The organism is Candidatus Bodocaedibacter vickermanii, assembly GCF_014896945.1.
Taxonomy (GTDB): domain Bacteria; phylum Pseudomonadota; class Alphaproteobacteria; order UBA6184; family UBA6184; genus Bodonicaedibacter; species Bodonicaedibacter vickermanii.
Genome location: NZ_CP054719.1, coordinates 1,237,194 through 1,261,832 on the forward strand (window position 1 = coordinate 1,237,194; position 24,639 = coordinate 1,261,832).

The following is a 24,639-nucleotide window of genomic DNA, read 5'->3' on the forward strand; positions in this document are numbered from 1 at the left end:
TATGACTTTAGAACTATTAAATCAGCGCAAGTGCGCGTATTACGAGCCTACACAAAATCAAATGGGATATATGACAACCCATATTGACCAGGTGGGGCATGCCTTTTTAAATTTTGCACAACATATTAACGCTCCTGTAATTGATATTGGCGCGGCATACGGTCATATTGTGTTAGAAGCAGCCTCACGGAAAATTAATATCATTGCAAATGATTTGGATCCCAGGCATTTAGATATTATTTCACAGAGGGCGAACGAACAGCAATTGCCATATATTACGCCGTTATTGGGGAAGTTTCCGGAACAGTTGCAAATTCAGCCTAATTCTTTGGGGGCTGTTTTAATTTGTCGAGTCTTACACTTTTTCCCGCCCAACGACTGGATAGAGGCAGCGCGGACGCTATACCAATGGTTGATGCCTGGGGGAAAGCTGTTTATGACCAATGAATCCCCATATTTTGGAACCATGCGCAAATTCATTCCCGTATACTTAGAACGCAAACGCAGGGGGCATCCGTGGCCCGGAATGATGACGGGTATGGAGCATTTCGATGACACACGAAAGAAAGATGTGAATTCGGTGATTAATTTACTGAGCGTGACGGAGACGCAAGCGGTTCTTGAGGATGTAGGTTTTCATATTGAACGTATCGAATATTTGGATCGAAAAGGAATGTATCCAGAGGATGCGTTATATGATGGACGGGAAACCGTTGGCGTCATTGCTGTAAAGATATAGCCAATCACGGGTAAAATGAACTTGCGAAAGCTGGGGTAGTCCCTGTATTTTCTGCCTGAAATCCGTGTTCTACCACATCGGATCTACCTCAAGAGTGCAGCATGACGCTGTATAAAAAAGCCCCCGGATTGGGGGCTTTTTGCGTAATGGAGTAGTCGTTAGATTAGCGGTCTAAGCTTACGTTTAGTGCTGCTGAAGAACCAGCAACGGTATCCAACGCTAGGTTAGAGCTGAATGATACACCACTGTTTAAGTTCAATGATGATGACCATTCAACAGATCCACTGAATCCAGTTGTTGATCCAAGATCTTTAGAGTTTGCACTCCAATTTTTTGAACCGTATCCAGCTTTTGCAAGCAAGCGTGTATCGATTGAATACGTATCTGCTGCTAATTTAGCAACCTCTGCATCCAAACCAACATATGCTGTTGTTTCGTTCAAGTTTAGACCACTGCGGTCTAATTGACGGTGAGCCACTTGTACGAATGGAGATACGAATTCAGTATCTAACCCCAATGTTACTTGAGAGCGTAGACCTGACCAGTTGCTGTTGTGAACTTCAGTTGCAGACACAGATCCAATTTGACCTTCAACAAAGAATGATCCAAATGAATGAGATGCCACTACAGATGTTTCCAATTGACGGCTGTCAATTCCGAAACCCGCACCGCTGTTTGCATACCCTTGAATTGCACCAATTACAGTGTTACCCAAACGGTAAGCAACAGATCCCGTTGCAGCGTCAGTTGCTTTTGCAGACGACACATCGCCTTTTAATTGAACGAATAAAGGCATGCCCAAGTCAACAGATTGACCTGCAACGCCGTTTACCTTAAAGGCACTGCCATCCACCAATCCTGTTACAGCTGTACGTGCTGTACGTAAAGATACATTTCCGGATAGATCTTTAATCGATCCAGATGAAAGTGCTGCAGCTAGATATTCCTCAGCTGCCGCTGCTGTTGCAGGATCTTTAATAAAATATTGTAAGTTTGAAGCTCTGATTAGATCAATACAACGATTCTTTACAAGGGTTTGAATGCGTTGACCACCTGCTTGATCTGTAAAACGACCACTCATCCACTCATCTAAAGTGTGAGTTGTTGCAGGAGCTCTTGCAATACTTTGAGAAACAGTGATAAATTTAGAAAACTTTGTAACTATATCCAAAGCAAGATCGTCAGCGGTTAAGGAGCACGCTAATAACTTTGGTTTAATTTCAGCAAAGTAAGCTTTATACGCATCATCAAATCCTGCCGCTGTTCCAAAAGTTCCACTTAAACCGCGCTTGATCTCGAGTGCCGAATGATCAAACACTGAAAGAAAATCACTGTTCTGAGCGATTGTTGCGTTTATTTCTTCTAGGTGTGCGCTAATATTAGTTCTAACATTAAGGTATAGGGCTCTTTTGCGATCAACGTTATCTATCATCTCTGTTAAAGACGCAATAACTTGAGCTGATTTCTGTGCAAAATCTTCTCTTAATTTCTCAAGCTTGGCTGGAGTGGCTGCATCATTCGCAGTAGAAGGTGTTGTCGCTGTGATTTGATACTTTAAGAATTCGTTATAGTAGGTGTCTTCTAATGCATTTCTACCGAAGATGTAGTCAACAAGCTTAGCATTGAGATCGTCAATTACTTTTTTGCGACTTGTTGGCATTTTAGATAATGCCTCTGTTAGTTTTGCAGCAACGGCTACAGAGTCAGCATAGTTAACAGGGGCAGATTTGCTAAGTTCTCCTAAGTCAAATGACCTATTTAAATCATCAACAGATTTTTTAATAGAGGCTAGTGTGTCTTTATCATAATTCAATAATGCAAGTTTTGCTTTATTCATAGCATCTCTGGAAACCGTTGGAATTGTAGGAACTGATACATCAAAAGCGGTTAACATTTCGTTCAATTGTGCCGCTCCTGCATCAGCGTGTACAGCAAGTTCTTTTTGACTTTCATCGATTGCTTGTGCAGCTTTTCTTTTAGCTTCTTCTGCTTGGGCTTCTTCTGTTTTTGCGGTTTCTAAAGCAGCTTTAACTTTTCCTTCTGCCTGACTGGCTGGTGATGAATCCGATGCTGGATCACCACACGCTGTTAATAGAGCGCTGGCAGAGATTAAAGATGCAGTTAATAGTAGATTTTTTAAAGTTTCATTACGCATGTTTGTTTACCTTTTTTATTATTCATTTATAAAACCTAACATTAAAAGGTTAACAATGTGTGAACGTTTGATCAACCAAAATAAAAATCTTGCATTTTTATGAAAAAACGATATTATACAGCCCATAAGGTGTTGATCCCCGATAGCTCAGTCGGTAGAGCAAATGGCTGTTAACCATTGGGTCGCTGGTTCGAATCCGGCTCGGGGAGCCACCTTATTTTTTTCTTCGTCCCCTTCGTCTAGCGGTTAGGACATCACCCTCTCACGGTGGAAACACGGGTTCGATTCCCGTAGGGGATACCAATTTTCTTAGATTGTTGTTATATGCAATTTTCCTCAATTTTATTACACGGTCGATTAATTCAACGATATAAACGTTTTTTTGCGGATATCGAATTATTGGATGGCACCGTGATCACGGCGCATTGCCCCAATACAGGATCGATGCAGGGCGTGTTAACTCCTGGAAATTCTGTGTGGGTATCTCAATCCAATGATCCGAAGCGTAAGTTAAAATATACGTGGGAACTGGTTGAAATTGATGGAACCTATGTGGGTGTCAACACTCAAAACCCCAATCGAATTGTGGGCGATGCTCTAATGGCAGGCTACATCCCAACGCTTGCACCCTATACAACCATTCAAGCCGAAGTAAAATATGGTACAGAAAATTCTCGTATTGATTATTTGTTAACCGATAAAAATGATAATCGATGCTATGTCGAAGTGAAGAATGCTCATTATTCAAAAATAGAGCAGAATGGTCGAGTTGGCATTTTCCCTGATTCAAAAACAACCCGTGGCGTTAAGCATTTGTATGAATTAATGCGGATGGTTGACCAAGGTCACAGAGCCGTATTGATTTACTGTTTACAACGGGGAGACTGTGAATCTTTGCGATTTGGGGTTGAATTTGATCCCGTATATGCTAAAACTGCAGTCATGGCTTTGAAACATGGGGTGGAAATGCTGCCGTACAGTTGTGCAATTACGCAACAAGGGATTACCCTGTACACCCCTCTAAACCTAATTGTGGAGATAGAGTGAGTTTACGTTTATATAAACCTGAAGATTTTGCCCCCATGCGAAAAGCTGGGAAATTAGCGTCTCAAGTATTAGATATGGTGACTGAGCATATTCGCCCAGGCATCACAACAAATGAGATTGATCGATTGTGTCATGACTTTATTTTAAAACATGGCGCAACGCCGTCTCCATTAGGATATCGAGGGTATCCAAAATCTGTATGTACATCGGTGAATCATGTGGTGTGCCATGGAATCCCAAGCGATAAAAAGCTGCAAGAAGGCGATATAGTTAACGTGGATGTAACGGTGAATTTGAACGGATATCATGGCGACAATAGCCGAATGTACGGGATTGGTAAAGTTGGAGTAGCCGCTCAAAAATTAATGGATACCACCTATGAAGCGTTGATGGGTGCCATTTCAATTTTGAAACCAGGCATTACGTTGGGGGATATCGGTCATACAATACAATCGTATGTAGAGCCAAAAGGATATAGTGTCGTGCGTGATTTTTGTGGTCATGGGATTGGGACATCGATGCACCATGAACCCGAGGTATTGCACTATGGAAAGCCTGGCACAGGACATGTGTTGCAACCCGGTTTTTTCTTTACGATTGAACCCATGATCAACCAGGGACGCCCTGAAACAAAAATACTGGCAGATGGGTGGACAGCCGTAACCCGAGATCGGTCGTTGTCAGCTCAGTGGGAACATACGATCGCCATTACCGATGATGGATACGAGATTTTTACGATGTCATAAAGTTTTGATGAGGATATAATAAATAGGGGGCTGTTTTATACAGCCCCCTATTTATTTGTTACACGATATTAGAATGATGTTTTAATAAAATCAGTTGCAACATCTACAGCAGATTCAACTGCGGAATCGATACTTCCACCCGCAAGTCCACTTCCAATTTTTCCTTCAGCTTGGACTTTGCCAATCTGAGTTCCATCGCGTTTAAGAAAAACTAATTCTATCGTTAGTGATCCTTCTCCGGAGTTGCCTAGACCGCCAAATAGGTAGCGCTTAAAGCGGCTGCCTTCATCATATTGAATAAATCTAAAGACTACTTGAATATCATCACCTTCGGTTAGGTGAGTTTCTTTGTACAGTTTTTCTTTAAACTTTTTTTCAAATGTATCAACAGATTCTCTTGGAACTGCAAGGGTATGCTTTCCTTCTTTAACGCTGATACTTTGTTTTTTTTCGGAATCATTGATCGGGTCTAAAACGGTTAATTTTCCAGCACCACATCCCTGAATCGCCAAGGCAAAAAAGCCTACGGCTAAAAGTGATAAATATTTTTTCATGTTTTTTTCTCCGTGTTAAAAAGTGAATATATAATATTATTCATTCAAAGTGAATACAGCTTTTACTCTTTCTTAGGAGATTGTGGGGTATACCATGATATTATGGCAGAAGAACCCCATTATTTAGGTCATCGTGAGCGGTTGCGACAACGATTTCTAACGGAACAATCATTGTTTGATTATGAGTTGTTGGAATTGCTGTTGTTTCAAGGCAACCCAAGACGAGATACAAAACCTATGGCTAAAAAGCTATTGGATGTGTTTGGCTCGTTGGAGCGGGTATTATCAGCGGAAACGCTTGATTTGGAAAAAGCTGGGTTAAACCCATCATCGATTACGGCCATCAAAATTATATATGGGTTTCATTTAAAACTGCTGCAGCAGGCGATGTACCACCGCGAATCGTTGGATACCTATGATCGTGTTGTGACGTATTGTCAGCGTCGGTTAGCGCCGTTGACTGTTGAGGTATTTCATATTGTGTATTTGGATACGCATTTTGGCGTTATTCGTGATGTGACGCATCAAAAAGGTACGCTTAATCACGTGACGGTATATCCCAGAGACATCATAAAAACTGCTTTAGATTGTGGAGCTGCTCAAGTGATATTGGCGCATAACCATCCTGGGGGAGACCCCAAGCCATCCTTTGAAGATTTGCAACTGACGCACAAAATCGTAGAGTTAGGTCGGCAATTGGATATTATTGTTGTCGATCACATTATCGTGGGACATTCGAACGTCGTGTCATTGAGAGCATTGGGGCATATAAAATAGTAAGGCTATTTTTCAACAGCGCGTCTGTTTGTACAAACTTATTATCCATCACATACTTTTGAGGTAAGTAATTATTTTGAACTGGACTATATTTTTCTGTGTTGTGCAAGATATTTGTTGTTGCAGAGAATAGTTCATCAGAAGATATCCTGTGTAATAAATTCTTTATCTATTGTATTGACAAACTTTTATAAATTAACAAAAACTTCATCTTTTAGTTTTAAGATAAATATTACAGTTAATTGAACAAACTAGTGTAATGAAATGAATGCTTTGAAAAAAAATGGATTTAATCTGAATATTGGTAAGCAAATATACGGCTTGTTACTTTGCTTTTTTTGCGTTATTGCGTATTTGTCATATGCGATCTATTCTGAGAAGAAAATTGCGATTAATTTTTCCTCAAAAGAAATCCTTGGAAATAATTATATTATAGGTATTCAGCCCTTATATTATAGCCTTTTAAAAATTAAAAATGGTCAAGAACGTTCAATTCCAGACGAACATCTTTCCACATTAGATAAGGCTGAACAAAATTTTGGTGAATCTCAAGAGATGGCCACAAAAGATTTTTATGACCAATTAAAAAGTGATCTTGAGAAAATTAATAGTAATAAAGGTAGCGCATTCGAAGTTCAGGTTGAATTTACACGGTCTGCCGTTGAAAAGCTCAACAAGTTAATCAATAAAATTGGTGATTCATCAAACCTTATCTTAGATCCTGATCTTGACAGCTATTACGTAATGGATATCATTCTTTTAAAGATTCCCTCGCTTTTAGTGACATCCTTTGACCTTCAAGAGCAAGTCCTAAAAAATATTGAAAAATCCGACAAAGCAATCCCCTATGAAGAAAAGGCAGCATTGCTGGTTAGCAAAGGGGCAGTAAAATCATTTGTTGACGGATTAAATGCAAGTTATGCATCAATGTTAAAAGCTAGCCCAGATGGTGTAACAAGAACTAATTTAGAGGCTTCATATAAAACTATAAAAGAAGCTATGGATGCTTTTTTAAATACAGTCGATCGATTAATTACTTCTGAAAAAGTTGGGCAAGAAGATGTGAACCGTTTTATGGAATCCTATAAAAAGGTTGAACTGGAATATTTTGAATTCTGGAAAAAAGGATGTTTAGACCTGGATAGATTATTAAGCAAACGTACCGCTGGTTTTTACAGTAAGATGCAGCAAGATTTTAGCATTGCTTTTGTGTTAGTAATTCTGTGTTTAATTGGCAGCTATTATATTTATCGTGCCATCAATGTTCCCATCAATCATTTTGTGTCTGTGATTCAAACAGTCCGTCAAAACAATGATTACAGCAAACGCATTCAAAACATACCTGATACAGAGTTAGGAATTTTAGCGAATTCTTTTAATACTATGCTGGAACAAATTGATATTGGAAAAAAAGCTGAAGACGAAAAACGAATCAAAGAACAAACAGCCCTTAAAGACATTTCTGGACTTATTTTTGAAATATCTCAAGGAAATATTAGTAAACGAATCGGTACTGATGACAAGGATGGTTTTGTTAAAGAGGTCGGAAAAAGCTTGAACAATGTTCTTGATAATATTGAACGATTCCTTGCAGACGTATCTTCAGTTATGAAAGGCGTTTCAAGATATAATCTGTCTCAAACAATAGACTCAGAATACCAAGGTGATTTTAATGCATTGAAAACAGATATAAATAACGCAATTAAATCAATCGCAGAAATAGTCAAATTGCTATCACAAACAACAAGTCAGGTTGCCGTAACCAGTAGTGAAACAAGCTTAGCAATCAGCCAGATTTCAGATGGTGCACAGACGCAAATTTCAGCTATTGATAATGTTGTTAAACAGGTGACAACAACAACGAAATCAAACGAGGAAATTTCTGAAAATACAGGGCATGCATCAACAATGGCTCGCGAATCAGTCAAGATTGCCTTAAATGGTAAAGAGAAAATGCGCATTATGGTTGATGTTGTAAACAACATCGCAGAAAACAGTGCAAAAATTAACAAGATTACAGAAACGATTGAAAAGATAGCAAACAAAACAAACCTATTATCCCTGAATGCAGCAATCGAAGCTGCCAGAGCAGGCGAGCATGGAAAAGGGTTTGCTGTTGTTGCGGACGAAGTTGGAAAGCTTGCATCCAGTGCGGCTGACTCGACACAAGAAATATCCATGCTAATTCAAGAAGCAACAACAGAAGCCTATAGAGCTGTTGAGTCTGTTAATTTGATTAGTCAGGATATGGAACAAATTCAAAAGTTTATTGAGAAAAATGATGAAATTATCAACAAAATAGCCTCTTCAATTATTAATCAAAATATTTCTTTGGTGAACATTCAGGGAAATATGAAAGATTTACAGGGTGTGGCTAGTAATAATGCTGCGGCATCTGAAGAAATAACATCAACAGCGATTGACTTGGCTAAAATATCCGACGTCGCACGCAAAGAATTAAATAAATTTAAGGTATAACAATGAATAATTCAAGCGCGAAACGATTGTCAGAGATCCTTGCTTTAGAAATTAAGGAAAGATACGGCGTTGATTCCGTAGAGGCCGTTAGAGCAAAAATTGAAGAATTAATATTAAGCGATCCTTCATCGACTACTTTTGATCAATATTTGCAACTATCAAAAACTAAAAGTCATAATGCGGAATGGCAAAAGATTATAGAGAAAATTACAATTCATGAATCATATTTTCAACGCAATGAAAATATTTTAAACTCCGTCGCCAAGACAGTAGAGCAAATTCTTTCTGAAAAGAAAACGTTAAGAATGTGGTCAGTTCCCTGTGCAACCGGGGAAGAAGCTTATGACTTGGCGTTTATAGCGACTGAGCGTGTGTATTATCAAAAGTACGGCACAACAACTTTAAATGATAAGCTGTTAGAAGATTTGTCCTTAGACCATGTATACATTTACGGCACGGATATATCTGAAACATCATTAAAGCATGCAAAGCTTGGACAATATAATGATTTAACGATGGGGGCTCTGCGTAAGTTGGATCCTGTTAGGCGCCGTTATTTTTTTACTCAAAATCCAGAATACTATGAGGTAAAGCCTCAAATAAAACGAATGGTAAAGTTTGTTGTTACAAATGTTATGGATCCCCCATTACAGTACAACTTTGATATAATATTATGTCGAAATATGCTGATATATTTTGGCGATGAACAAAAAAAACGATGCCAAGAAAATCTAGCACAAGCTTTAGCTCCTGGGGGGTATTTATTTTTAGGGTCTGTTGATCAATTTTTATTAAATCCTGATGATTTTATTCAACATACCGATGAGCAATCAATCTGGTATCAGAAAAAATAGGATTTCATATATGCCAGAAATGATAATCTTTTCTCATAAAGACCAACAGTTCGCAATCAAAGCAGAATTGGTAGAAGAGATTTTACAGCCTCAAAAAATTACCATTACTCCACATACAAGTAAAATTGTTGAGGGGCTAATAAATATTCATGGAAAAATAGTATTATTGTTCAACTTTAGGCGCATACTTGAACACTATGGAAGCTCTGAAAAAATTACTGAATCAAACTTGATGGAAGTAGCTAATGTCGAAAAGCAAGCATCTAAACCCTTAAGTAACATTTTACTGATCAAACAAAACAATAGTTTTATTGGGTTGTTTATTGAAGAAGTCATTGAAAAAACAGTAATTTTAGAAGATGCAATCACAGACGCCAAAGAAAATAGCGGTCTCCTTTTTTACGCAGGTCAATTTTTACATAAGCAGCATATCATCATACTCGTATCTCTGGATATCTTAATGAGTCATGTTGCTGACGAAAATCATAAGCCAACGAATAAAAGCAATCAAATTGCATTTGGGCGAACAACATTGTTGCAAGATACAGAAAATCCCCAAAAGCATGTTGATGATATCAATGTATTAATTGCACGTATTAACACTAATTTGTTTTGTATAGAACTGGATGATATCCAAGAGTTAATCTTTCTATCCGATATTACGCCTACGCCCTTTTTGCCACCGGAAGTTTTGGGATTAGTCAATTTAAGAAATTTACCGTTAATCGTGATATCGCTTTCTCACATCATTTATGAAACAACAACATCTACGCATTATCCCTATGGTATCGTTGTAAAATCACCGAATGGGCTCATTATCTTTGCAATACATGATCTGTATAAAATTGAACGATTTGAAAAAGACAGCCGGCATTATATAAAAAAGCCAGACAAGGAAATAAAGGGGTGGCTGAAACAAACCGATAATACCTATAAAGCTATTATTGATATAAACGCAATTTTCAATAGTCCGTTGTTACAGCAATTGAATGGATACATTAATGAAAATGAAGGTGCGGAAATGTCTTATTTATCCACAACAACTAAACGATATCTAATTACAAAAATTGAAGATGAATATTGCGGTATTTGTTTAGAAAACATCAAAATTGTTGTTGATGAAATTAACATTCAGCAACTTCCAGTTTCAGAGTCTTCATTAATTGAAAATACATCAAACAGCTATATAAAAGGGGTTTCACAAGTTCACGGTGAGATTATGTATGTGTTTGATACCTATAAGCTGTTAAATAAACCAACACGAGATTATAAAAACTATATTATTATCACCGTCAATAATCGTAGTTTTGTCTTGCCCATTCAAAATGTGGATATGGTAATTAATGTTAATGAATCGGATATTGAGTCTTTAGATTCTTCAGAAAGTATAATTAATAAAATTGCAAAGGTCGACAAACGATTAATTTCAATAATTGATACGTCCTATGTTTTAAACTTATTACCTAAAGTAGGTGAAATCAGATGATTAAATACATCTTAGTACACAGTCAGCAATCTATCACCACGTTTGTTAAGCAAATAATTAGCCGACTTAAATCAGATGTTACAATCGAAATATATAAGTCCATTACAGACGTTGATACAGCAAATTTAAATCGTGATGATATTGTTTTTTTGTTACAAGGCGTTGGTTCTGAAAACGAAACTACAGTTTCTCAGGTAAAAATGCGCTGCATGATTGTTGGTTCTGGGGAAAATTTTAAGAAAATAAAGATATCGCATAATATTCCATCTAATATCATTCAAACAAGTTATATCAGTGAACTAACAAATGCATTGGAAACCATTTTTTTCAATATCGAAAATAAAATTGTTGAAAACACAGAGGCTACAGCAGAATCAGCCTTTCTTCAACACAACAGTCGCAGACCACGGAAAATTGATTTTGTGATAATTGGTGTGTCTACGGGTGGTCCAGGCGTTCTTGAAGAGTTTTTAAAAGATATTAATGAACTATGTGTTCCAATCTTGATTGCTCAACATTTACAAAAGGGGTTTTCAAGCCAGCTTTCAGCATATCTACAGGAATTATCAAAAAACACAGTTATCGAAGTATCATCAAAAGTTGAGTTAAAAACAGGGCAAATTGCCATAGCGCAATCTGGTTTTGATGTGGAAATCATTAAACAAAATGATAAGGTTTTTGCCGTTAGAAAAGATCTTAACGACGATCCATTTCATCCGTCCATTGACAGATTATTTCTTTCTGCGAGTCTCTTGGACGAATCAATTGTAGCAATAGTTTTAACAGGCATGGGAAAGGATGGAACTATCGGCGCTAAATCATTAAAGGCATCCAGCAAGTATATTATTGCTCAAGAACCCTCAACGTGTGTTGTTGATGGAATGCCAAAATCTATAATTGAATCTGGTTTAAGCGATGCGATTTTAACACCACAAGAAATTATAGAACACATCAATGCGTGGTCAAAGTTTCATGAATAGTATGTCTTTTAAAATATTGATCATCGATGACTCACTTATGATGCGGACACTGTTAAATAACATTGTAAGCACAGAAAATTATTGTGAAATTGTAGGTCTTGGATCAAATGGAAAAGAAGGCCTTGAACTAGTTAAACACCAGCAGCCCGATTTAATTTTTTTAGATATTGAAATGCCAGTTATGAATGGTATTGAATTTTTAAAACGGGTTCGCTTAATCAGCAAGGCAAAAGTTATTGTTGTTAGCTATATAGTTAAAGATAACTTAGTGAACAGACAAATGCTTGAAAGTTATGGAGCAACTACGGTTATTAGCAAACCATCAGGTAGCTTAAGTCTGAATTTAGATGAAGAGCGCGGGAAAGAAATAATAAATATAATTAGATCATTTTATCCAAATCAAGGTGGTTTGCATGACAAGAATTGACGATCTTTGGAATATTTTTGACGTTGAATATCAACAACACATTCAGGATGCTGACAGTTGTATATTTCAAGTTGTTTCAATGCAACCTTTTGATTCACAGGATGTTTTAAGAAAAATATTTAGATCCTTTCACTCTTTAAAAGGGCTGGCTCGTGCGATGGATTTGGCTGGGTTAGAAGAAGTAACTCACAAATGTGAAGATTATTTGAATTATCTTACAGAACACGTTGATTTATTTGATATGGAAACAGCCCATGAATTGGGTACAATTTTAGCTGAGATTCAGGAAATATGTCATGAGATTTCTCAAAATAAGCAAAATGTTACTCCTAAATCAACATTTTTAGAGCAAGTCAATCACCTGTTAAACAAAAAGAATTCACCAGATGTTAGTGAAAAAAATCTAAAACAACCTGAAAAAGTTAATTCTGTTGATGAGGGTACCCGTCCCGAATCAATCCAATCAAATTTGGTAAATGATATTACTGAAACTGATACAGGTGTTATTCAATTTTTCATTGAACTAATTAACGATCTTTTAAAAGGGCTTTCATCTCCAAACGATCAGCTTGACCACGCACAAAACCTTTTGATAAACGCGTGCAAGGAAATGAAGATATATTCTCTTGTTCCGATTATTGAGAGTGTTAAACCCGATGATTTAACATTTGCAAAAGACTTGATAACTGAATTGTTAGCGGCTAAAACAAAAGAGAACAGAGATTTCATAGGGTTTGACACTATTGGATGTTTTTTGAATAATATTCTAATTCCTGTGTTGAAATTGATTCATCAAAAAGATGATATGGGTACACCTCTTATATTACTCACAATAGTCGAGCAATACCTGCCTATTAAAGTATCAGATCCTGGGTTAAAAACCTTGATTCAGGAAAAATTGAAAGTAAGTTTGCCATATGATTCAAAGAGTGTTTTACAAAACCTTGAAGACTTAATAGGTGCTCTTAATCATGCAACGCAAAAAGAACTTAAAGTCCTCCCTCAAACTGACGTGCCTACTAATGCATCAGTGAAGGTCGGTGATTCAATTGCCACAATTAAGCCAACTGCGTCAGCTCCGGTTCCTTCAGATATAGAAAAATCCATTCGTGTTTCGGGAAGCACTCTTGAAAAGTTTATGGATAATATCGGCGAAATTGTATTAAACAACACGCGACTCAATCATTTTTTAACAGATAAAAACTATAAAGATTTATTGAATCAAATTCAGTTTTTAATGAAAGGTAAGAAAAATTTTGACGATGAACTGCTAGAAAAAGTTAGAAGTCTTGTTGATCAGATTGATACAAAAAATGAAAGCCTTAACGATAGCATTCATTCATTAAACAGTTCATTAAGCACGCTTCATGACACGGCCTTAGATCTTCGTGTTGTTCCCATGGAACTAATCTACAGAAGACTCCCTAGAACGGTTAAGCTGCTTGCAACTGATTTAAAGAAAGAAGTTAACCTTTATCTTGAGGGGCAAGATGTTCAAATTGATAAGATTATGGTTGACACCTTATCTGACCCCATTATACACATTTTACGTAATGCCTTAGACCATGGTATTGAATCGCCTGAAGAGCGCGAAAAACAAGGGAAAAATAGAGTCGGCAAAATTACAGTAAAAACAGAACAACAGGGCAGTCGTATTCAATTGCAAATTATTGATGATGGTCGAGGAATCAGTAGAGAAAAGATACTCAATAAAATTATTGAAAAAGGGTTGTTGTCAGCGACAGAAGCTGCAGCCTTACCCGATGAAAAAATTCTAAATTATATATTTAATCCTGGCTTTTCAACTGCAGCAGCAGTATCCAATATTTCTGGTCGTGGTGTTGGAATGGATATTGTTAGAATGAACGTAATGCAGTTGGGAGGAACCATAGGCATATCCTCAGAGGTTGGAAAAGGCACAACGTTTACAATCAGGGGACCCATTACGGCAGCCATACAAGATGTTTTGATAGTTTCAACGAACAACCAAAAAATAGCAATTCCCAATAGCTATGTTAACGAGGTTTTACAAATCTCTCATGAAGATATTATGACATTAAAAAACAATCCAGCCTGTATTTTAAGAGATCAATATCTGCCCATAATAAACTTGGGATATTCCCTGGGTTACTCTGACAATAAGGTAACTTCAGGTGCTTCACATGTAATTGTTGTGATATCACGGATGGGCGCTATGATTGGAATTGAAGTTGAACGGATTATAGAAAAAACACAAGTGTATATGAAAGAAGTAGATTCCAGTATCACCTCAATCTTTGGAATTGGTGGGGCTACTATTCGGGGAAATGGTGAGGTAATGATAATATTAGACTGCGAAGATATTTTTGATAGCGTAAAGTAAGGAATCATACGATGAGATTGCCATTAATATTATATATCGAAGATAGTCCATTTTATCAAAAAATGTTATTGGATATTATTGGCGTTGATTATGAAATGCACTTTGCAGATACCGGCTTTTTAGGAATTGTTAAAGCACTTTCAGTGCTTCCAGATATTATTTTCCTTGATGTGCAATTGCCTGATGCTCGGGGTCCTGAACTGATCAAGACAATCAAAACGTACCTGCCAAAATCCATTATCATCATGGTAACTAGTGATAATTCAGCTCAAACTGTCGGTGAATCAAAAGAGTTAGGCGCTAATGGGTACATAATAAAACCATTTTCCGTTGCGCAAATAAATAAGCATCTTGATAAGTGGCAGGCAGAATTTAAACATTCGCCCCGGATAGTGTCTACTCCAGAGATTGCCCAAAAAGTAGCCGAGCTCATTCAGGAACAAGAAGCCGTCGAAGGTGTTGAAAAAATAAACAAATACCAAGTGTGGATGGAGAAAAAACTCCCCATGACATTGCCGTTTGTTTTCTTAGAAGTTGTTGAAGTGCCCGTAATTTTTAATGATGCTAAACAGATATGTACCACAGTATTAGCCTTTGCATTGGAATTTAACGGGGACGTTAGTTGCATAGGATCTTGGAATGAAATGAAGACAAAATCCACAATTAGCGCATATTTAATTAAGTCTATGATTAAAAGTTTAAAAAATAGAGAATTAAACGATATCTACACCTTAATTTTAGATCCCAAGCTCACAGGTTTTATATCAGAATTTCAATCGGCTTATTCAAAGACAATCATTGCGCAGCGCTTAATTCCGTATCATAAGATATTTTACACGCAAGACCTTGAAGTAAAAAAAATAGGGCGCAAGTTAATATTGATTCCAGCGTTTATGGAGTTTGAAAAATCTTTGGAAATGTTGAACTCGCTGAGTTCATCTCTAGATAACGATGTTGTTGAGGTTCGCAATAACTTAGTCCTTGATTTATTACACATAAAACATCTATTTTCATTGGCTCCTGAAATACGATTAATCCTTTTGGATACCCGCTGGCTGATGATAATCATTAAGCATTTTTTATCAATCGCAGAACATCAAAACCTATTTGATTCAGTTAATATGTTGCAGTCGGTTATTGTGTCAAAACTGGCTGAAAAAAATGTTAAAAACTTTTATGATCTCCACGTTAAAAAAGATGATTGCGTTTATACAAGCAAAGAATATAAAGATGCAATGTTCATATTTTCACAAACTATTCCCGATAGGTTTCCTCAAAACGAGCGTTTTGTTTAAATCTGAAGACCATACAAAAGCATAGCTAAACACACATAAAACAATTGCGCGCCGCCCACCGTTCCACTCTTTCTTCTAATGGATGCCATGGTGCGTTGTTAGTAGAAATGATGCGATGCATCAAAAGAGGACTCTCAGACGCGCCAGAGTATCTCAGAGATATTAAACGGCATTGGATTGCGGGGCAGCAAATGTGATATTGGCGCATAATCACCCGGGTGGAGATCCTAAACCATCGTTCGAAGATTTGCAATTGACGCATAAAATCGTAGAGTTAGGTCGGCAATTGGATATTACGGTGGTCGATCACATTATCGTTGGGCATTCTGCCGTCGTGTCATTGAGGGCGTTGGGACATATTAAGTAGAGAAGGCGTTTCCAACTTACAAAATTAATTACGACAGCATTTTTTATATTTCTTTCCAGATCCACAAGGACATTTGCTGTTTCGTGGGGTTTTGTGGTTCTTCTGTTCTAAAAACGACTGATTTGTCTTAATAGACTCAATGAACATGCATCCGCCTATGGAGTGTTGATTGTGAAAGGTTTTCTTAAAATCAGGAGTAAAGTCACTTTTGCCTTGGATCATGTGATTCTTGTTTTGACGTCCAAGCGTATGAGCCAAAAGATCAGCAACTTCCAGTCCTGGTTCGTTTAAGGTTTTGGTTAGAAAAAAACAATCAATTGGCATGGAAAAGTTGTATTTTTTATCAATGTGCCTTCGAATTCTATGTGGGTTAAATTCTGCTTCTACTAAAGTGTTGAGTCTTTTTGAAGATTCAAAAATAAAACAGATGCGGCTGATTCGTTTAAATTTTTCAATCAAATTTGGAATTGTCTGTAAAATAAATGTTTCCGATATCGTTTCGTGAACAGAATACTTTTCATCGATATCTGTTTTATTCGTGCAAATTGCTCCAAATCTAACAAAGGGTTTATCTACAAATTTATTAACAGCATTTATTCGAGGCTCAGTGAAATTGATATCAGCTGTATGCCAAGGTACATTCATACCACCAAAGAATTCTTTTTTCATATCCAACCAGGGATTTCTAAGGGATTTATTATAGTGGCGCGATAAAATAGCACAACCCGCCCTGCCAAATGAAGGGTTTTTAGGGTCTTTTAAATCTTCACATCCCGTTTCATCAATAAAAACAAGCAATGCACTATCATCTAAGGTGATTGATTCGCCAGAAGACGTGCTTAGCGTTATTTTATAATTTGCTAGTGTCAATCTAGAATCTTTTATTATCTACCCAAATGTTTAATGCCTTTTTGTTTTGCAATCTCAACTTGGCGATGGCGGGTTTCCGCGATTCGATGTTGTTCTGCGGATCGTTTGTCATAGCATCGGTGGCAATGAACCCCAACCTTATAGTGTGGGTGTTGCTTTTGTTCTGCGGACACGGGGTACCTGCAGCCATAGCACTGGTCGTAATTGCCTTCTTTAACGCCATGGGTTACAGAGACGCGGTTGTCGAAAACGAAGCATTCGCCATCCCACAAGCTTTCTTCTTGGGGGATCTCTTCAAGATATTTCAAGATACCACCTTTTAAGTGATAAACCTCATCATATCCCATATCATTCAATAATGCTGTTGCGCGTTCGCAACGAATACCACCCGTGCAAAACGTTACAACACGTTTATGTTTTTCGGGGCTCCAGTTTTCTTCCATATATTTTGGAAAATCTCTAAAGACTTCTGTGTTGGGGTTGATTGCGCCTTTGAATGTGCCAATTTCATATTCATAATCATTGCGAGTATCGATCACTACAACGTCATCTTGCTTTAATAAATCATTCCATTCTTTGGGTGTTACGTAGGTTCCAACGGATTTGCGTGGCGTAACGCCGGGCACACCCATGGTTACAATTTCGGTTTTTAGCTTTACCTTCATCCGCAAGAATGGAGGTTTTGATGCGAATGATTCTTTGTGTTCAATGTCTGTAAATGAGGGGTGGGATCGAATAAATTTTAATGCTGCGTCGATGCCTTCGCGGGATCCTGCGATGGTGCCATTGATACCTTCTTCAGCAATCAGCAATGTTCCCATGACGTTGTGCGCTTTACAAAAATCTAACAACTTCGGTTGAAATTCCTTATAATCAGGAAAATCAGCGAATTTGTATAGTGCAGCAACGACATATGGTAAATTCATTTTATACTCTCATTAATAAAACAGTTGACATTTTCATTGCATTATAGAAGTTTATACAAAAAACGCAATCCAAAATCATAGCATGGCACATCCATTAGAAGTACCTTTAGATAACTGCATGACAGTTAAAGAGTTGGCTCAGCAGATTAAAAAACGCTTAGAGTCAGGCTTTCAGTTCATCCGCCTTCGTGGTGAGGTGTCGGGCGTTACCTATCACAAATCGGGGCATGTGTATTTTTCATTGAAAGACAATGATGCTGTTATTGACTGTATTGCATGGAAAGGGTTGGCTCAATCATTCAGCGTTCCATTAACAGATGGTTTAGAAATTATAGGACGGGGGTCTGTTACGACTTATATGGGGCGTTCAAAATACCAGTTTATTATGGACAGTTTTGAGCCTGCTGGGTTGGGGGCTTTATATACGTTACTAGAACAGCGTCGCCAAAAACTGCAAGCCGAGGGGGTGTTTGACGTTAGTCGAAAGCTTGCAATTCCAAGGTTACCCAAGCGAGTTGCATTGATTACATCGTCTGAAGGGGCGGTTATCCACGACATTGAGGCCAGGTTAAAAGAGCGTTATATCGAACACAATATCTATTTGTGGCCAGTGACAGTGCAGGGGGAGAATACTCCACGTGACATCATCCAGGCAATTCAAGGGTTTCACAACTTTACACCGCGGCCGGATGTGCTGATCATTGCCAGAGGTGGAGGCAGCTTTGAAGATCTGTGGCACTTTAATGATGAAAACCTTGTAAGAGCTATTAGATCTACAGAGATTCCTATCATTACGGCCATTGGGCATGAGCCAGATACGCCGTTGATTGATTATGCCAGTGATAAAAGAGCGTCGACACCGACAAATGCAGCGGAAATAGTGGCTCCACGTAAAGATGATGTTCGTCAATATCTGGATCGATTGGAAAATCGCATGGTGGCGGTGATTGATGGCGCAGTGCAATTTCAGCAGTCCCGATTGCAGCGTTCTCAGGGGGCGTTGAAATCAGCGGATATTTTCATGATGTCGCGGTTGCGGCAGGTTGATCAGATCCGATTGGATCAGTTCTTGGAACGATTCCATGTTACAAAACGCATCCAGCTTTCTCGCCTGAGTGAGCGATGTGTGTCACCATTAGCATTGGTTAAAAACAAAGCATGGGCATTGACGCATATAGATTTGAAACTAAAGCAGGGGATAGATCAAGCGGTTGCAAGTAACCAGAATCTGCTGCTTGCGTTAGAGGCGCATCTAGAGGCGTCAAATTTTGTCAACATCCTAAAAAGAGGTTTTGCAATTTTGCAAGATCAAAACCATCATTTAATTGAATCTAGTACCTCATTGCAAACTCCTACTCATATATCTATTCGATTGCGAGATGGGGTTGTGCATGGGGTTTTTACTCCAAAAACCATATAAAAATATTATAAAAACGTTGCATGGGAGCAACTCGCATCACTTCAAACCCCCAGCATTCTCTGGGTATTTAAAAAGACATAAAAAAATTAACATTTTGTTAAGTAATTTTGTTGACATCTGGGGTATTTCTCCTTATCTATACGAGTGGGAATATCAACTAGAAAGTATTATCTATGAAAAAGAAATTATTATTATTGGCAACTGCTGCGGTGTTCTTTTCCCCAGTTGCTGCTAAAGCTAACTCTAAATCAAGCATTTATGTTGGATTAACAGGAACTCTTGAGCGCCTAGCAACTCAAGGTGATAAAACTGCAGTTTCTGACTACTTAAAAGATGAAAACTTTTTAAGTGCTGGTATTGAAGCTGGTTATGGTTACAAAGTGTGGAGCAACCTGCAACTTGCTGGTTGGGTTCGTGGTTTGTACTCATTCGAGCACACATATGCTAATACTAAGAAAGTAGGAGACGTAGTTCGTAAGGATCCTTATGCAATCGTTGTTGAGCCACGTGTAACATTAGGATGGGAATTCCCAGTGAGTGGAAGCGTTTCAATCACTCCATTTATTGGTGCTGGACTAGAAGTGAACTTTGCAAAAACCAAAAACAACGGCACTGAATATGAGACAAACTGGAAAGTTCCAGCAGTTGCAGGTGTGCGTGCAAACTTTGGTTCTGTGTATGTAGCTTTCAACGGTCGTTTTGATTTAACACCATCAGATGTTTCTGATGCTGAAGTTGCTGTAGCTAAAACTGATGCTGACAAAGTAAGATCTTGGGGTCTTGAAGCATCAGTCGGCGCAGAATTCTAATTTTATAGGGGATAAAACATATGAAACGTAATTTATTGATTGGTACAAGTTTAGTTGCTGCTTTTTCAGCAACTTCATTGGATGCGCGTTCTTTTTCAGTAATGACTGAGGAGTCTCGCAAGGAAAATACTGCGCTTTCTTCAGCAATCCACATGGTTACCGAAGGGCACAAAAGAGCAACAAGTAAGACACCTTTAAAAGCTGGTGCTACTGATGCATTTGCCGAGGTATATCAAGCAGTGGTAGCAAAAGTTACTCCTGGCAAGGATGGAAAAGTGTCGCTAGCAGATGTTACAGCTGCATTAGCAACAGACGTAGAATTGCGTAAGCTTGTTGACGCTTACCGTCCAGCTGTTGTAGAAGCTGTTGCTGATGAAAAGAAAAAAGCAGAAATAGTAGTTCCGGCTCCATTAGTGGTAGTAGAAACAGAAGCTACTGTTGAAACGTTGACACAAACGGTTGTGGATACAACAACTGCTCTTACAACTGCAATCAATGCAGAAGCCGCAGCACAAAAAGCTGTTGCAGACACTACTGCAGACGAAACTGCAGCACAAACAGTAAAAGCTGATGCTGACAAAGCATTAGAAACTGCAACTGCAACTGCAACTGAAGCTGAAACAAAGGCAACTGCTGCAAAAGAAGCTGCTGACAAAGCAACTGATGCTTTAACTGCTTTAACAACTGAAAAGAAAGTTAAAGAAGAAGCAATCGCAACTTCAGAAAAAGCAATGGCTGAAAAAGAAGCAACGGCTGCTGAAACAAATGCTTTGAATGAATTAAAAGCTGAGCTTGCATTGATTGAAACAAAAATCGTTTCTGCAACCGCAGTAGAAACTAAAACAGCTGCTGAATTAGTTGCTGCTGATACAGCAGTTGCTGATGCTAAAGCTGTTGTTGAAACTGCAACTAAAGCACAAGCTGACGCTGTAAAAGCATTGGATGCTGCTGTAAAAGCAAAAGCTGATGCTGCGACGACATTGACAGCTAAGGCAACTGAAGTTGTAGATGCTACTACAAAATTAGCAACTGCGCAAACTGCACTATTAGCTGCAGCTGAAAAAGCTGCAACTGACGCTGCAACTAAAGCAACCGCTGCTACAGAAGCTGCTGGTACTGCTGAATTAAAGAAAACAGAATTAGCAACAGCTGCTGAAGATGCAAAAACTAAAGTTATTGAATTAGGTAAAAGAGAAACATCTTTAAAAGCAGAATTAAAAGCTGCTAGAACTGCTGATGCTGCTGCTTCAACTGACGCTACAAAAGCTGCCGTGAAAGCAAAAGAAGCTGCAGTAATTGCAATTGCTACAGAACTTGCAGGGGCTAAAATTGCTGCAACACATGCTGCACAAATTGCACAAACTGCTTTACACGCCGCTGCAAAGGCAACTGCTGATGCTGCAACAGCAACTGAAGCAAAAACAAAAGCTGATGAAGCATTAACTGCTGCTAAAGATGCAGTAAAAGCTGCTGATGACGCGGTAAAGGCTGCTAAAGCTACTGTTGCGCAAACTGCTGAAAAAGCTAAAGCTGATGCGTTAGCTGCAAAGACAAAAGCTGATGTTAAAAAAGCAGATGCGGCAGAAGCTAAAGCTGCGGAAGAATTAGCTGCTCTTGAAGCTAAATTAACTTTAGACCCAACTAGCAAAGATTTGCAAGACGCTGTTGCTGCTAAAAAAGCTGAATTTGCTGGATTAACGGCTGCTACTACAAAGGCCAATGAAGCTGCTGCAACTGCTGCAAAAGCTGCTGACAAAGCTGCGTCTGATCTTGCTGCAAAAGAAGCTGAATTAGCAACTGCTGCTTTAAGCGCTAAAGCATTGACAGACCAACTTACTGCTGCACAAACTGCTGCTGCTGAAGCTGCTGCCAGAGTTGCCGCTCTTGAAGATGCGGGCTCTAAATCTGCAATTGAAGTAAGCGGATTAACTGCAGACAAAATTGCATTAACTGCAACTGTAGACGGATTCAACGCTGATCTGGTTGTTGACAGCCTTATCAAACGCACTGAAGGTGAATTGGAATCTGCACAAACTGCTGCTAGAGCTGCCGATAATACATTTGAAACTTTGATGGCTGAAATTACAGTTCTTGTAAAAAAAGATGATGCTGCTGCTGCAACTGTAAGCTTAGCTGAAGCGTTGAAAGATGCTTCTATTGCGCAGATACGTAGCGATGTTGTGAGAATGAGAGATACTCAAACTGCAGCATCTGAAGGATATGCAAAAGCATTAGCCGCTGCAAACACGCTAACAGATGAAACTGCTAAAGCTGCTGCTATTGCTAAGCTAGGTGACGCACCTGCTGTTGATGCACGCTTAGAACAATTAATTGCTGCGATTGATGCATATGTTGCTGCAGACTTAGACGTGAAAGCAGCACACTCTTTCTTGGACACAGCTTCTAGACTTCGCGACTTAATGCAACAAGCTACAGTTGAAGGTGCCGGTGAGGGTACACTTTCTGAAAAGTTGGCTGCGCGGTTTAATGCAAACGTTGTTGTGCACAAAGCTCATTTAGTAGCATTGTTGAACAGAACTGGACGTCCAGTTGGTGTTGTTGCCGAGGCTATTAGAGCGTTTGAGGAGTTGGCACGTGAAGTTCGCCAATTCAACGAATTAAAGACGTTGTTTGATATTGATGCGAAATTGAATGCTAAGGATGATGCTGTTACAGCTCAACTTAAACGTATCGTGGCTGAATTGCAAGCAACGGTAGACTCTTCAGTGACTGTTGATGCGGTAGCTAAAGTTGAGAAGTTAGTAGTGGCTATGCAACAAAGCTTGGCAACAGCATCTAGAGGCCTTGAAAGATTTGCAAGAGTAGAGGGCTCTAAAAGCTATGATGATGCTCCTCGTCGTGCAGCGCTTATTGTTGATGCCGCTGCACATCTTGAAACATTGCAACGTGCATTACGCGATGCTTCTGATGTAGCAACAGGCACTATCGAAGGCTTAATGAGTCAACTTGCTCAAGCAAAAGAACTGAGTGACCAATTTGCTGAGCTTACGCAACGCGAAACTGCTGAAAAAGCTCGATTCGCTGGGTTAACTGATGCAGATAAAGCAGACAAAAGAGTTGAAAAAGAGCATAAAGATGAACTGTCTGACTTAGAAGCAAGAAAAGGCAGATTGGTTGATGATGCTGCTGATCTAGAAAGAAAAGACGATGGACATGGTCGAGTTGAAAACTTGACAACTGATGCTGTTGCTCAGTTACAAAGAGCACTATTTGAATACACTGCATTCTTAGAAAAACTAGAAAATACTTCTGATTTTGATTTGGTTGATGCTGATACAATTGATAGAGTGTTTAGTACAAAAACTGACGGGGCTGGATCTAGTAAAGCAGGTTTTGATGCGTTCAAAGCACGTGTTGGTCAAGCTGTTCCATTCGCTTCTAAGGATATAGATACTGTATCTCGTCAATTTGCCGCTTCTGTTGAAAGAAAAGAACGCGAACTTGCTACTCAATCTAGAGTATTAGGTGAAAAATTAGATGCTGCTGTTCATGCGTTTGAAACAGAATACAGAGCTGTTGCAGCTGCTGCTCCTATTGCTCTTGATGCTTTCGAATTTTTGCAAAGAGAAGTTCTCGACCGTCAATCTGATATAGTCCGCTTAACAGCTCATAATGCAGAACTAGCTACTGCAAAAGCTCAAGCTGCTGATGCTGCAGATCAAGTAAGAATTCAAGGGCAAATCGATAGAAATGCACGTGAAATTGCAGAGTTTACAACGTGGTTCGCTGACAATGCTGCTAACATTGCCGCGGCAACAGCTGAAGCTGGAAAACTAGCGACATTGGATGCTGAAGTTACAGCATTGAGAGCACAGTCTACTGCCTTAAGAGCAGATTTTGCAAAAACATCTGAAGAGCGGGCCGCAGACACTCGCGCATTGGAAGAGTTAACTCGCGCCGTGCGTCAAGCTCGTGCAGTAAAAGTTGAAGAAAATGGAGCGTTTGTAGCTGATCTTGAAGCTGCTGTTGCAACAATCTTGTCTCCAACTCCAGTTGCCGACGTTGTTAAGTTTGAAGAAGACGAAGAAGGTGCTGAAGAAGACGAAGAAGGCGCTGAAGAAGGTGAAGAAGGTTCTGAAGCTGGTTCTGAAGCTGATTCTGAAGAAGGTGCTGAAGAAGGTTCTGAAGCTGGTTCTGATGCTGCTGCAGGAACTCAAGTTCCAGGTAGCTTTGGTAGCGGTACTATGCCTCCACGAGCTGGCGGTACTCCTCCAGCAAGAGTTGGTTTTGATGCTCCTCCAGTAGCAGCTACTGCTGCTGATGAGATAAACGCTGAAAGTGCTGAACTAGATACACTATAATCGATCGCTGAGAAGTAGAAGCGGT

Annotated in this window: 19 protein-coding genes and 2 tRNA genes; 17 read left to right on the forward strand and 4 right to left on the reverse strand. The window is 38.9% G+C overall.

Features of this window, described 5'->3' with window-relative positions:
* Nucleotide 1 precedes the first annotated feature (1 nt).
* On the forward strand, nucleotides 2-739 hold the full coding sequence (locus CPBP_RS05575; RefSeq protein WP_350331872.1) for a class I SAM-dependent methyltransferase: 738 nt from the start codon (nucleotides 2-4) through the stop codon (nucleotides 737-739).
* 163 nt (nucleotides 740-902) lie between these two features.
* Here the strand turns inward: CPBP_RS05575 and CPBP_RS05580 are convergent, their stop codons facing one another.
* Nucleotides 903-2,894 carry a hypothetical protein gene (locus CPBP_RS05580; RefSeq protein ID WP_350331873.1) on the reverse strand — a complete coding sequence of 664 codons (1,992 nt, stop codon included), beginning with the start codon at nucleotides 2,892-2,894 and terminating at the stop codon, nucleotides 903-905.
* Between the two features lie 136 nt (nucleotides 2,895-3,030).
* On the opposite strand from CPBP_RS05580, the gene CPBP_RS05585 reads away from it, so the two are divergent.
* The 4 genes from CPBP_RS05585 (at nucleotide 3,031) to map (ending at nucleotide 4,687) form a co-directional block, all read left to right on the forward strand.
* Nucleotides 3,031-3,106, forward strand: a tRNA-Asn gene (locus CPBP_RS05585).
* A 16-nt stretch (nucleotides 3,107-3,122) separates the two neighbouring features.
* Nucleotides 3,123-3,197: transfer RNA gene (locus CPBP_RS05590), tRNA-Glu, on the forward strand.
* 21 nt (nucleotides 3,198-3,218) lie between these two features.
* Nucleotides 3,219-3,941, forward strand: a complete 723-nt coding sequence (gene sfsA, locus CPBP_RS05595; protein ID WP_350331874.1) for a DNA/RNA nuclease SfsA — start codon at nucleotides 3,219-3,221, stop codon at nucleotides 3,939-3,941.
* Complete coding sequence (gene map / locus CPBP_RS05600; protein WP_350331875.1) at nucleotides 3,938-4,687, forward strand: type I methionyl aminopeptidase; 750 nt, start codon at nucleotides 3,938-3,940, stop codon at nucleotides 4,685-4,687. Before sfsA ends, map begins: the two co-directional genes overlap by 4 nt.
* A gap of 68 nt (nucleotides 4,688-4,755) precedes the next feature.
* Here map and CPBP_RS05605 read toward each other — a convergent pair whose 3' ends face one another.
* Nucleotides 4,756-5,241: a DUF4410 domain-containing protein gene (locus CPBP_RS05605; RefSeq protein WP_350331876.1), complete on the reverse strand. Its 486-nt coding sequence runs from the start codon at nucleotides 5,239-5,241 to the stop codon at nucleotides 4,756-4,758.
* A 102-nt stretch (nucleotides 5,242-5,343) separates the two neighbouring features.
* On the opposite strand from CPBP_RS05605, the gene radC reads away from it, so the two are divergent.
* The 9 genes from radC (at nucleotide 5,344) to CPBP_RS05650 (ending at nucleotide 16,267) form a co-directional block, all read left to right on the forward strand.
* On the forward strand, nucleotides 5,344-6,018 hold the full coding sequence (radC, locus tag CPBP_RS05610; RefSeq protein WP_350331877.1) for a RadC family protein: 675 nt from the start codon (nucleotides 5,344-5,346) through the stop codon (nucleotides 6,016-6,018).
* A gap of 264 nt (nucleotides 6,019-6,282) precedes the next feature.
* Entirely contained in the window at nucleotides 6,283-8,496 is a 2,214-nt protein-coding gene (locus CPBP_RS05615; RefSeq protein ID WP_350331878.1) for a methyl-accepting chemotaxis protein, read from the forward strand.
* Between the two features lie 2 nt (nucleotides 8,497-8,498).
* Nucleotides 8,499-9,350, forward strand: coding sequence for a CheR family methyltransferase (locus CPBP_RS05620; RefSeq protein WP_350331879.1), 852 nt, complete (start codon nucleotides 8,499-8,501; stop codon nucleotides 9,348-9,350).
* Between the two features lie 10 nt (nucleotides 9,351-9,360).
* Nucleotides 9,361-10,836 (forward strand): chemotaxis protein CheW, encoded by a 1,476-nt coding sequence (locus tag CPBP_RS05625; RefSeq protein ID WP_350331880.1) that lies wholly within the window; start codon nucleotides 9,361-9,363, stop codon nucleotides 10,834-10,836.
* Nucleotides 10,833-11,816 (forward strand): chemotaxis protein CheB, encoded by a 984-nt coding sequence (locus CPBP_RS05630; protein WP_350331881.1) that lies wholly within the window; start codon nucleotides 10,833-10,835, stop codon nucleotides 11,814-11,816. Before CPBP_RS05625 ends, CPBP_RS05630 begins: the two co-directional genes overlap by 4 nt.
* Nucleotides 11,809-12,243, forward strand: coding sequence for a response regulator (locus CPBP_RS05635; RefSeq protein ID WP_350331882.1), 435 nt, complete (start codon nucleotides 11,809-11,811; stop codon nucleotides 12,241-12,243). Before CPBP_RS05630 ends, CPBP_RS05635 begins: the two co-directional genes overlap by 8 nt.
* Nucleotides 12,230-14,605, forward strand: a complete 2,376-nt coding sequence (locus CPBP_RS05640; protein ID WP_350331883.1) for a chemotaxis protein CheA — start codon at nucleotides 12,230-12,232, stop codon at nucleotides 14,603-14,605. Before CPBP_RS05635 ends, CPBP_RS05640 begins: the two co-directional genes overlap by 14 nt.
* Before the next feature lie 11 nt (nucleotides 14,606-14,616).
* Nucleotides 14,617-15,900, forward strand: coding sequence for a response regulator (locus CPBP_RS05645; protein WP_350331884.1), 1,284 nt, complete (start codon nucleotides 14,617-14,619; stop codon nucleotides 15,898-15,900).
* A 172-nt stretch (nucleotides 15,901-16,072) separates the two neighbouring features.
* A complete protein-coding gene (locus tag CPBP_RS05650) occupies nucleotides 16,073-16,267 on the forward strand; it encodes a JAB domain-containing protein (RefSeq protein ID WP_350331885.1) in 195 nt (64 codons plus the stop codon).
* A gap of 24 nt (nucleotides 16,268-16,291) precedes the next feature.
* Here CPBP_RS05650 and CPBP_RS05655 read toward each other — a convergent pair whose 3' ends face one another.
* Complete coding sequence (locus CPBP_RS05655) at nucleotides 16,292-17,065, reverse strand: DUF3800 domain-containing protein (protein WP_350331886.1); 774 nt, start codon at nucleotides 17,063-17,065, stop codon at nucleotides 16,292-16,294.
* Between the two features lie 86 nt (nucleotides 17,066-17,151).
* Nucleotides 17,152-18,063 (reverse strand): oxygen-dependent tRNA uridine(34) hydroxylase TrhO, encoded by a 912-nt coding sequence (gene trhO / locus CPBP_RS05660; RefSeq protein WP_350331887.1) that lies wholly within the window; start codon nucleotides 18,061-18,063, stop codon nucleotides 17,152-17,154.
* An 82-nt stretch (nucleotides 18,064-18,145) separates the two neighbouring features.
* On the opposite strand from trhO, the gene xseA reads away from it, so the two are divergent.
* From xseA to CPBP_RS05675, 3 genes are all read left to right on the forward strand, one after another.
* Nucleotides 18,146-19,483 (forward strand): exodeoxyribonuclease VII large subunit, encoded by a 1,338-nt coding sequence (xseA, locus tag CPBP_RS05665; protein WP_350331888.1) that lies wholly within the window; start codon nucleotides 18,146-18,148, stop codon nucleotides 19,481-19,483.
* Nucleotides 19,484-19,656: 173 nt separating this feature from the next.
* The gene (locus tag CPBP_RS05670) at nucleotides 19,657-20,292 is read left to right on the forward strand and encodes an outer membrane beta-barrel protein (protein ID WP_350331889.1); all 636 of its coding nucleotides are present in this window, start codon (nucleotides 19,657-19,659) and stop codon (nucleotides 20,290-20,292) included.
* Between the two features lie 20 nt (nucleotides 20,293-20,312).
* Nucleotides 20,313-24,614, forward strand: a complete 4,302-nt coding sequence (locus CPBP_RS05675) for a coiled-coil domain-containing protein (protein ID WP_350331890.1) — start codon at nucleotides 20,313-20,315, stop codon at nucleotides 24,612-24,614.
* The last annotated feature ends 25 nt before the right edge of the window (nucleotides 24,615-24,639 follow it).

Excerpts from the sequence above, each read along its gene's own strand:
- CPBP_RS05630 (WP_350331881.1), top strand. The coding sequence starts at position 10,833 with ATGATTAAATACATCTTAGTACACAGTCAGCAATCTATCACCACGTTT.
- sfsA (WP_350331874.1), top strand. The coding sequence starts at position 3,219 with ATGCAATTTTCCTCAATTTTATTACACGGTCGATTAATTCAACGATAT.
- radC (WP_350331877.1), top strand. The coding sequence starts at position 5,344 with ATGGCAGAAGAACCCCATTATTTAGGTCATCGTGAGCGGTTGCGACAA.
- CPBP_RS05620 (WP_350331879.1), top strand. The coding sequence starts at position 8,499 with ATGAATAATTCAAGCGCGAAACGATTGTCAGAGATCCTTGCTTTAGAA.
- CPBP_RS05615 (WP_350331878.1), top strand. The coding sequence starts at position 6,283 with ATGAATGCTTTGAAAAAAAATGGATTTAATCTGAATATTGGTAAGCAA.
- CPBP_RS05580 (WP_350331873.1), bottom strand. The coding sequence starts at position 2,894 with ATGCGTAATGAAACTTTAAAAAATCTACTATTAACTGCATCTTTAATC.
- xseA (WP_350331888.1), top strand. The coding sequence starts at position 18,146 with ATGGCACATCCATTAGAAGTACCTTTAGATAACTGCATGACAGTTAAA.
- trhO (WP_350331887.1), bottom strand. The coding sequence starts at position 18,063 with ATGAATTTACCATATGTCGTTGCTGCACTATACAAATTCGCTGATTTT.
- CPBP_RS05605 (WP_350331876.1), bottom strand. The coding sequence starts at position 5,241 with ATGAAAAAATATTTATCACTTTTAGCCGTAGGCTTTTTTGCCTTGGCG.
- CPBP_RS05645 (WP_350331884.1), top strand. The coding sequence starts at position 14,617 with ATGAGATTGCCATTAATATTATATATCGAAGATAGTCCATTTTATCAA.
- CPBP_RS05625 (WP_350331880.1), top strand. The coding sequence starts at position 9,361 with ATGCCAGAAATGATAATCTTTTCTCATAAAGACCAACAGTTCGCAATC.
- CPBP_RS05635 (WP_350331882.1), top strand. The coding sequence starts at position 11,809 with ATGAATAGTATGTCTTTTAAAATATTGATCATCGATGACTCACTTATG.
- CPBP_RS05670 (WP_350331889.1), top strand. The coding sequence starts at position 19,657 with ATGAAAAAGAAATTATTATTATTGGCAACTGCTGCGGTGTTCTTTTCC.
- CPBP_RS05640 (WP_350331883.1), top strand. The coding sequence starts at position 12,230 with ATGACAAGAATTGACGATCTTTGGAATATTTTTGACGTTGAATATCAA.
- CPBP_RS05675 (WP_350331890.1), top strand. The coding sequence starts at position 20,313 with ATGAAACGTAATTTATTGATTGGTACAAGTTTAGTTGCTGCTTTTTCA.
- CPBP_RS05575 (WP_350331872.1), top strand. The coding sequence starts at position 2 with ATGACTTTAGAACTATTAAATCAGCGCAAGTGCGCGTATTACGAGCCT.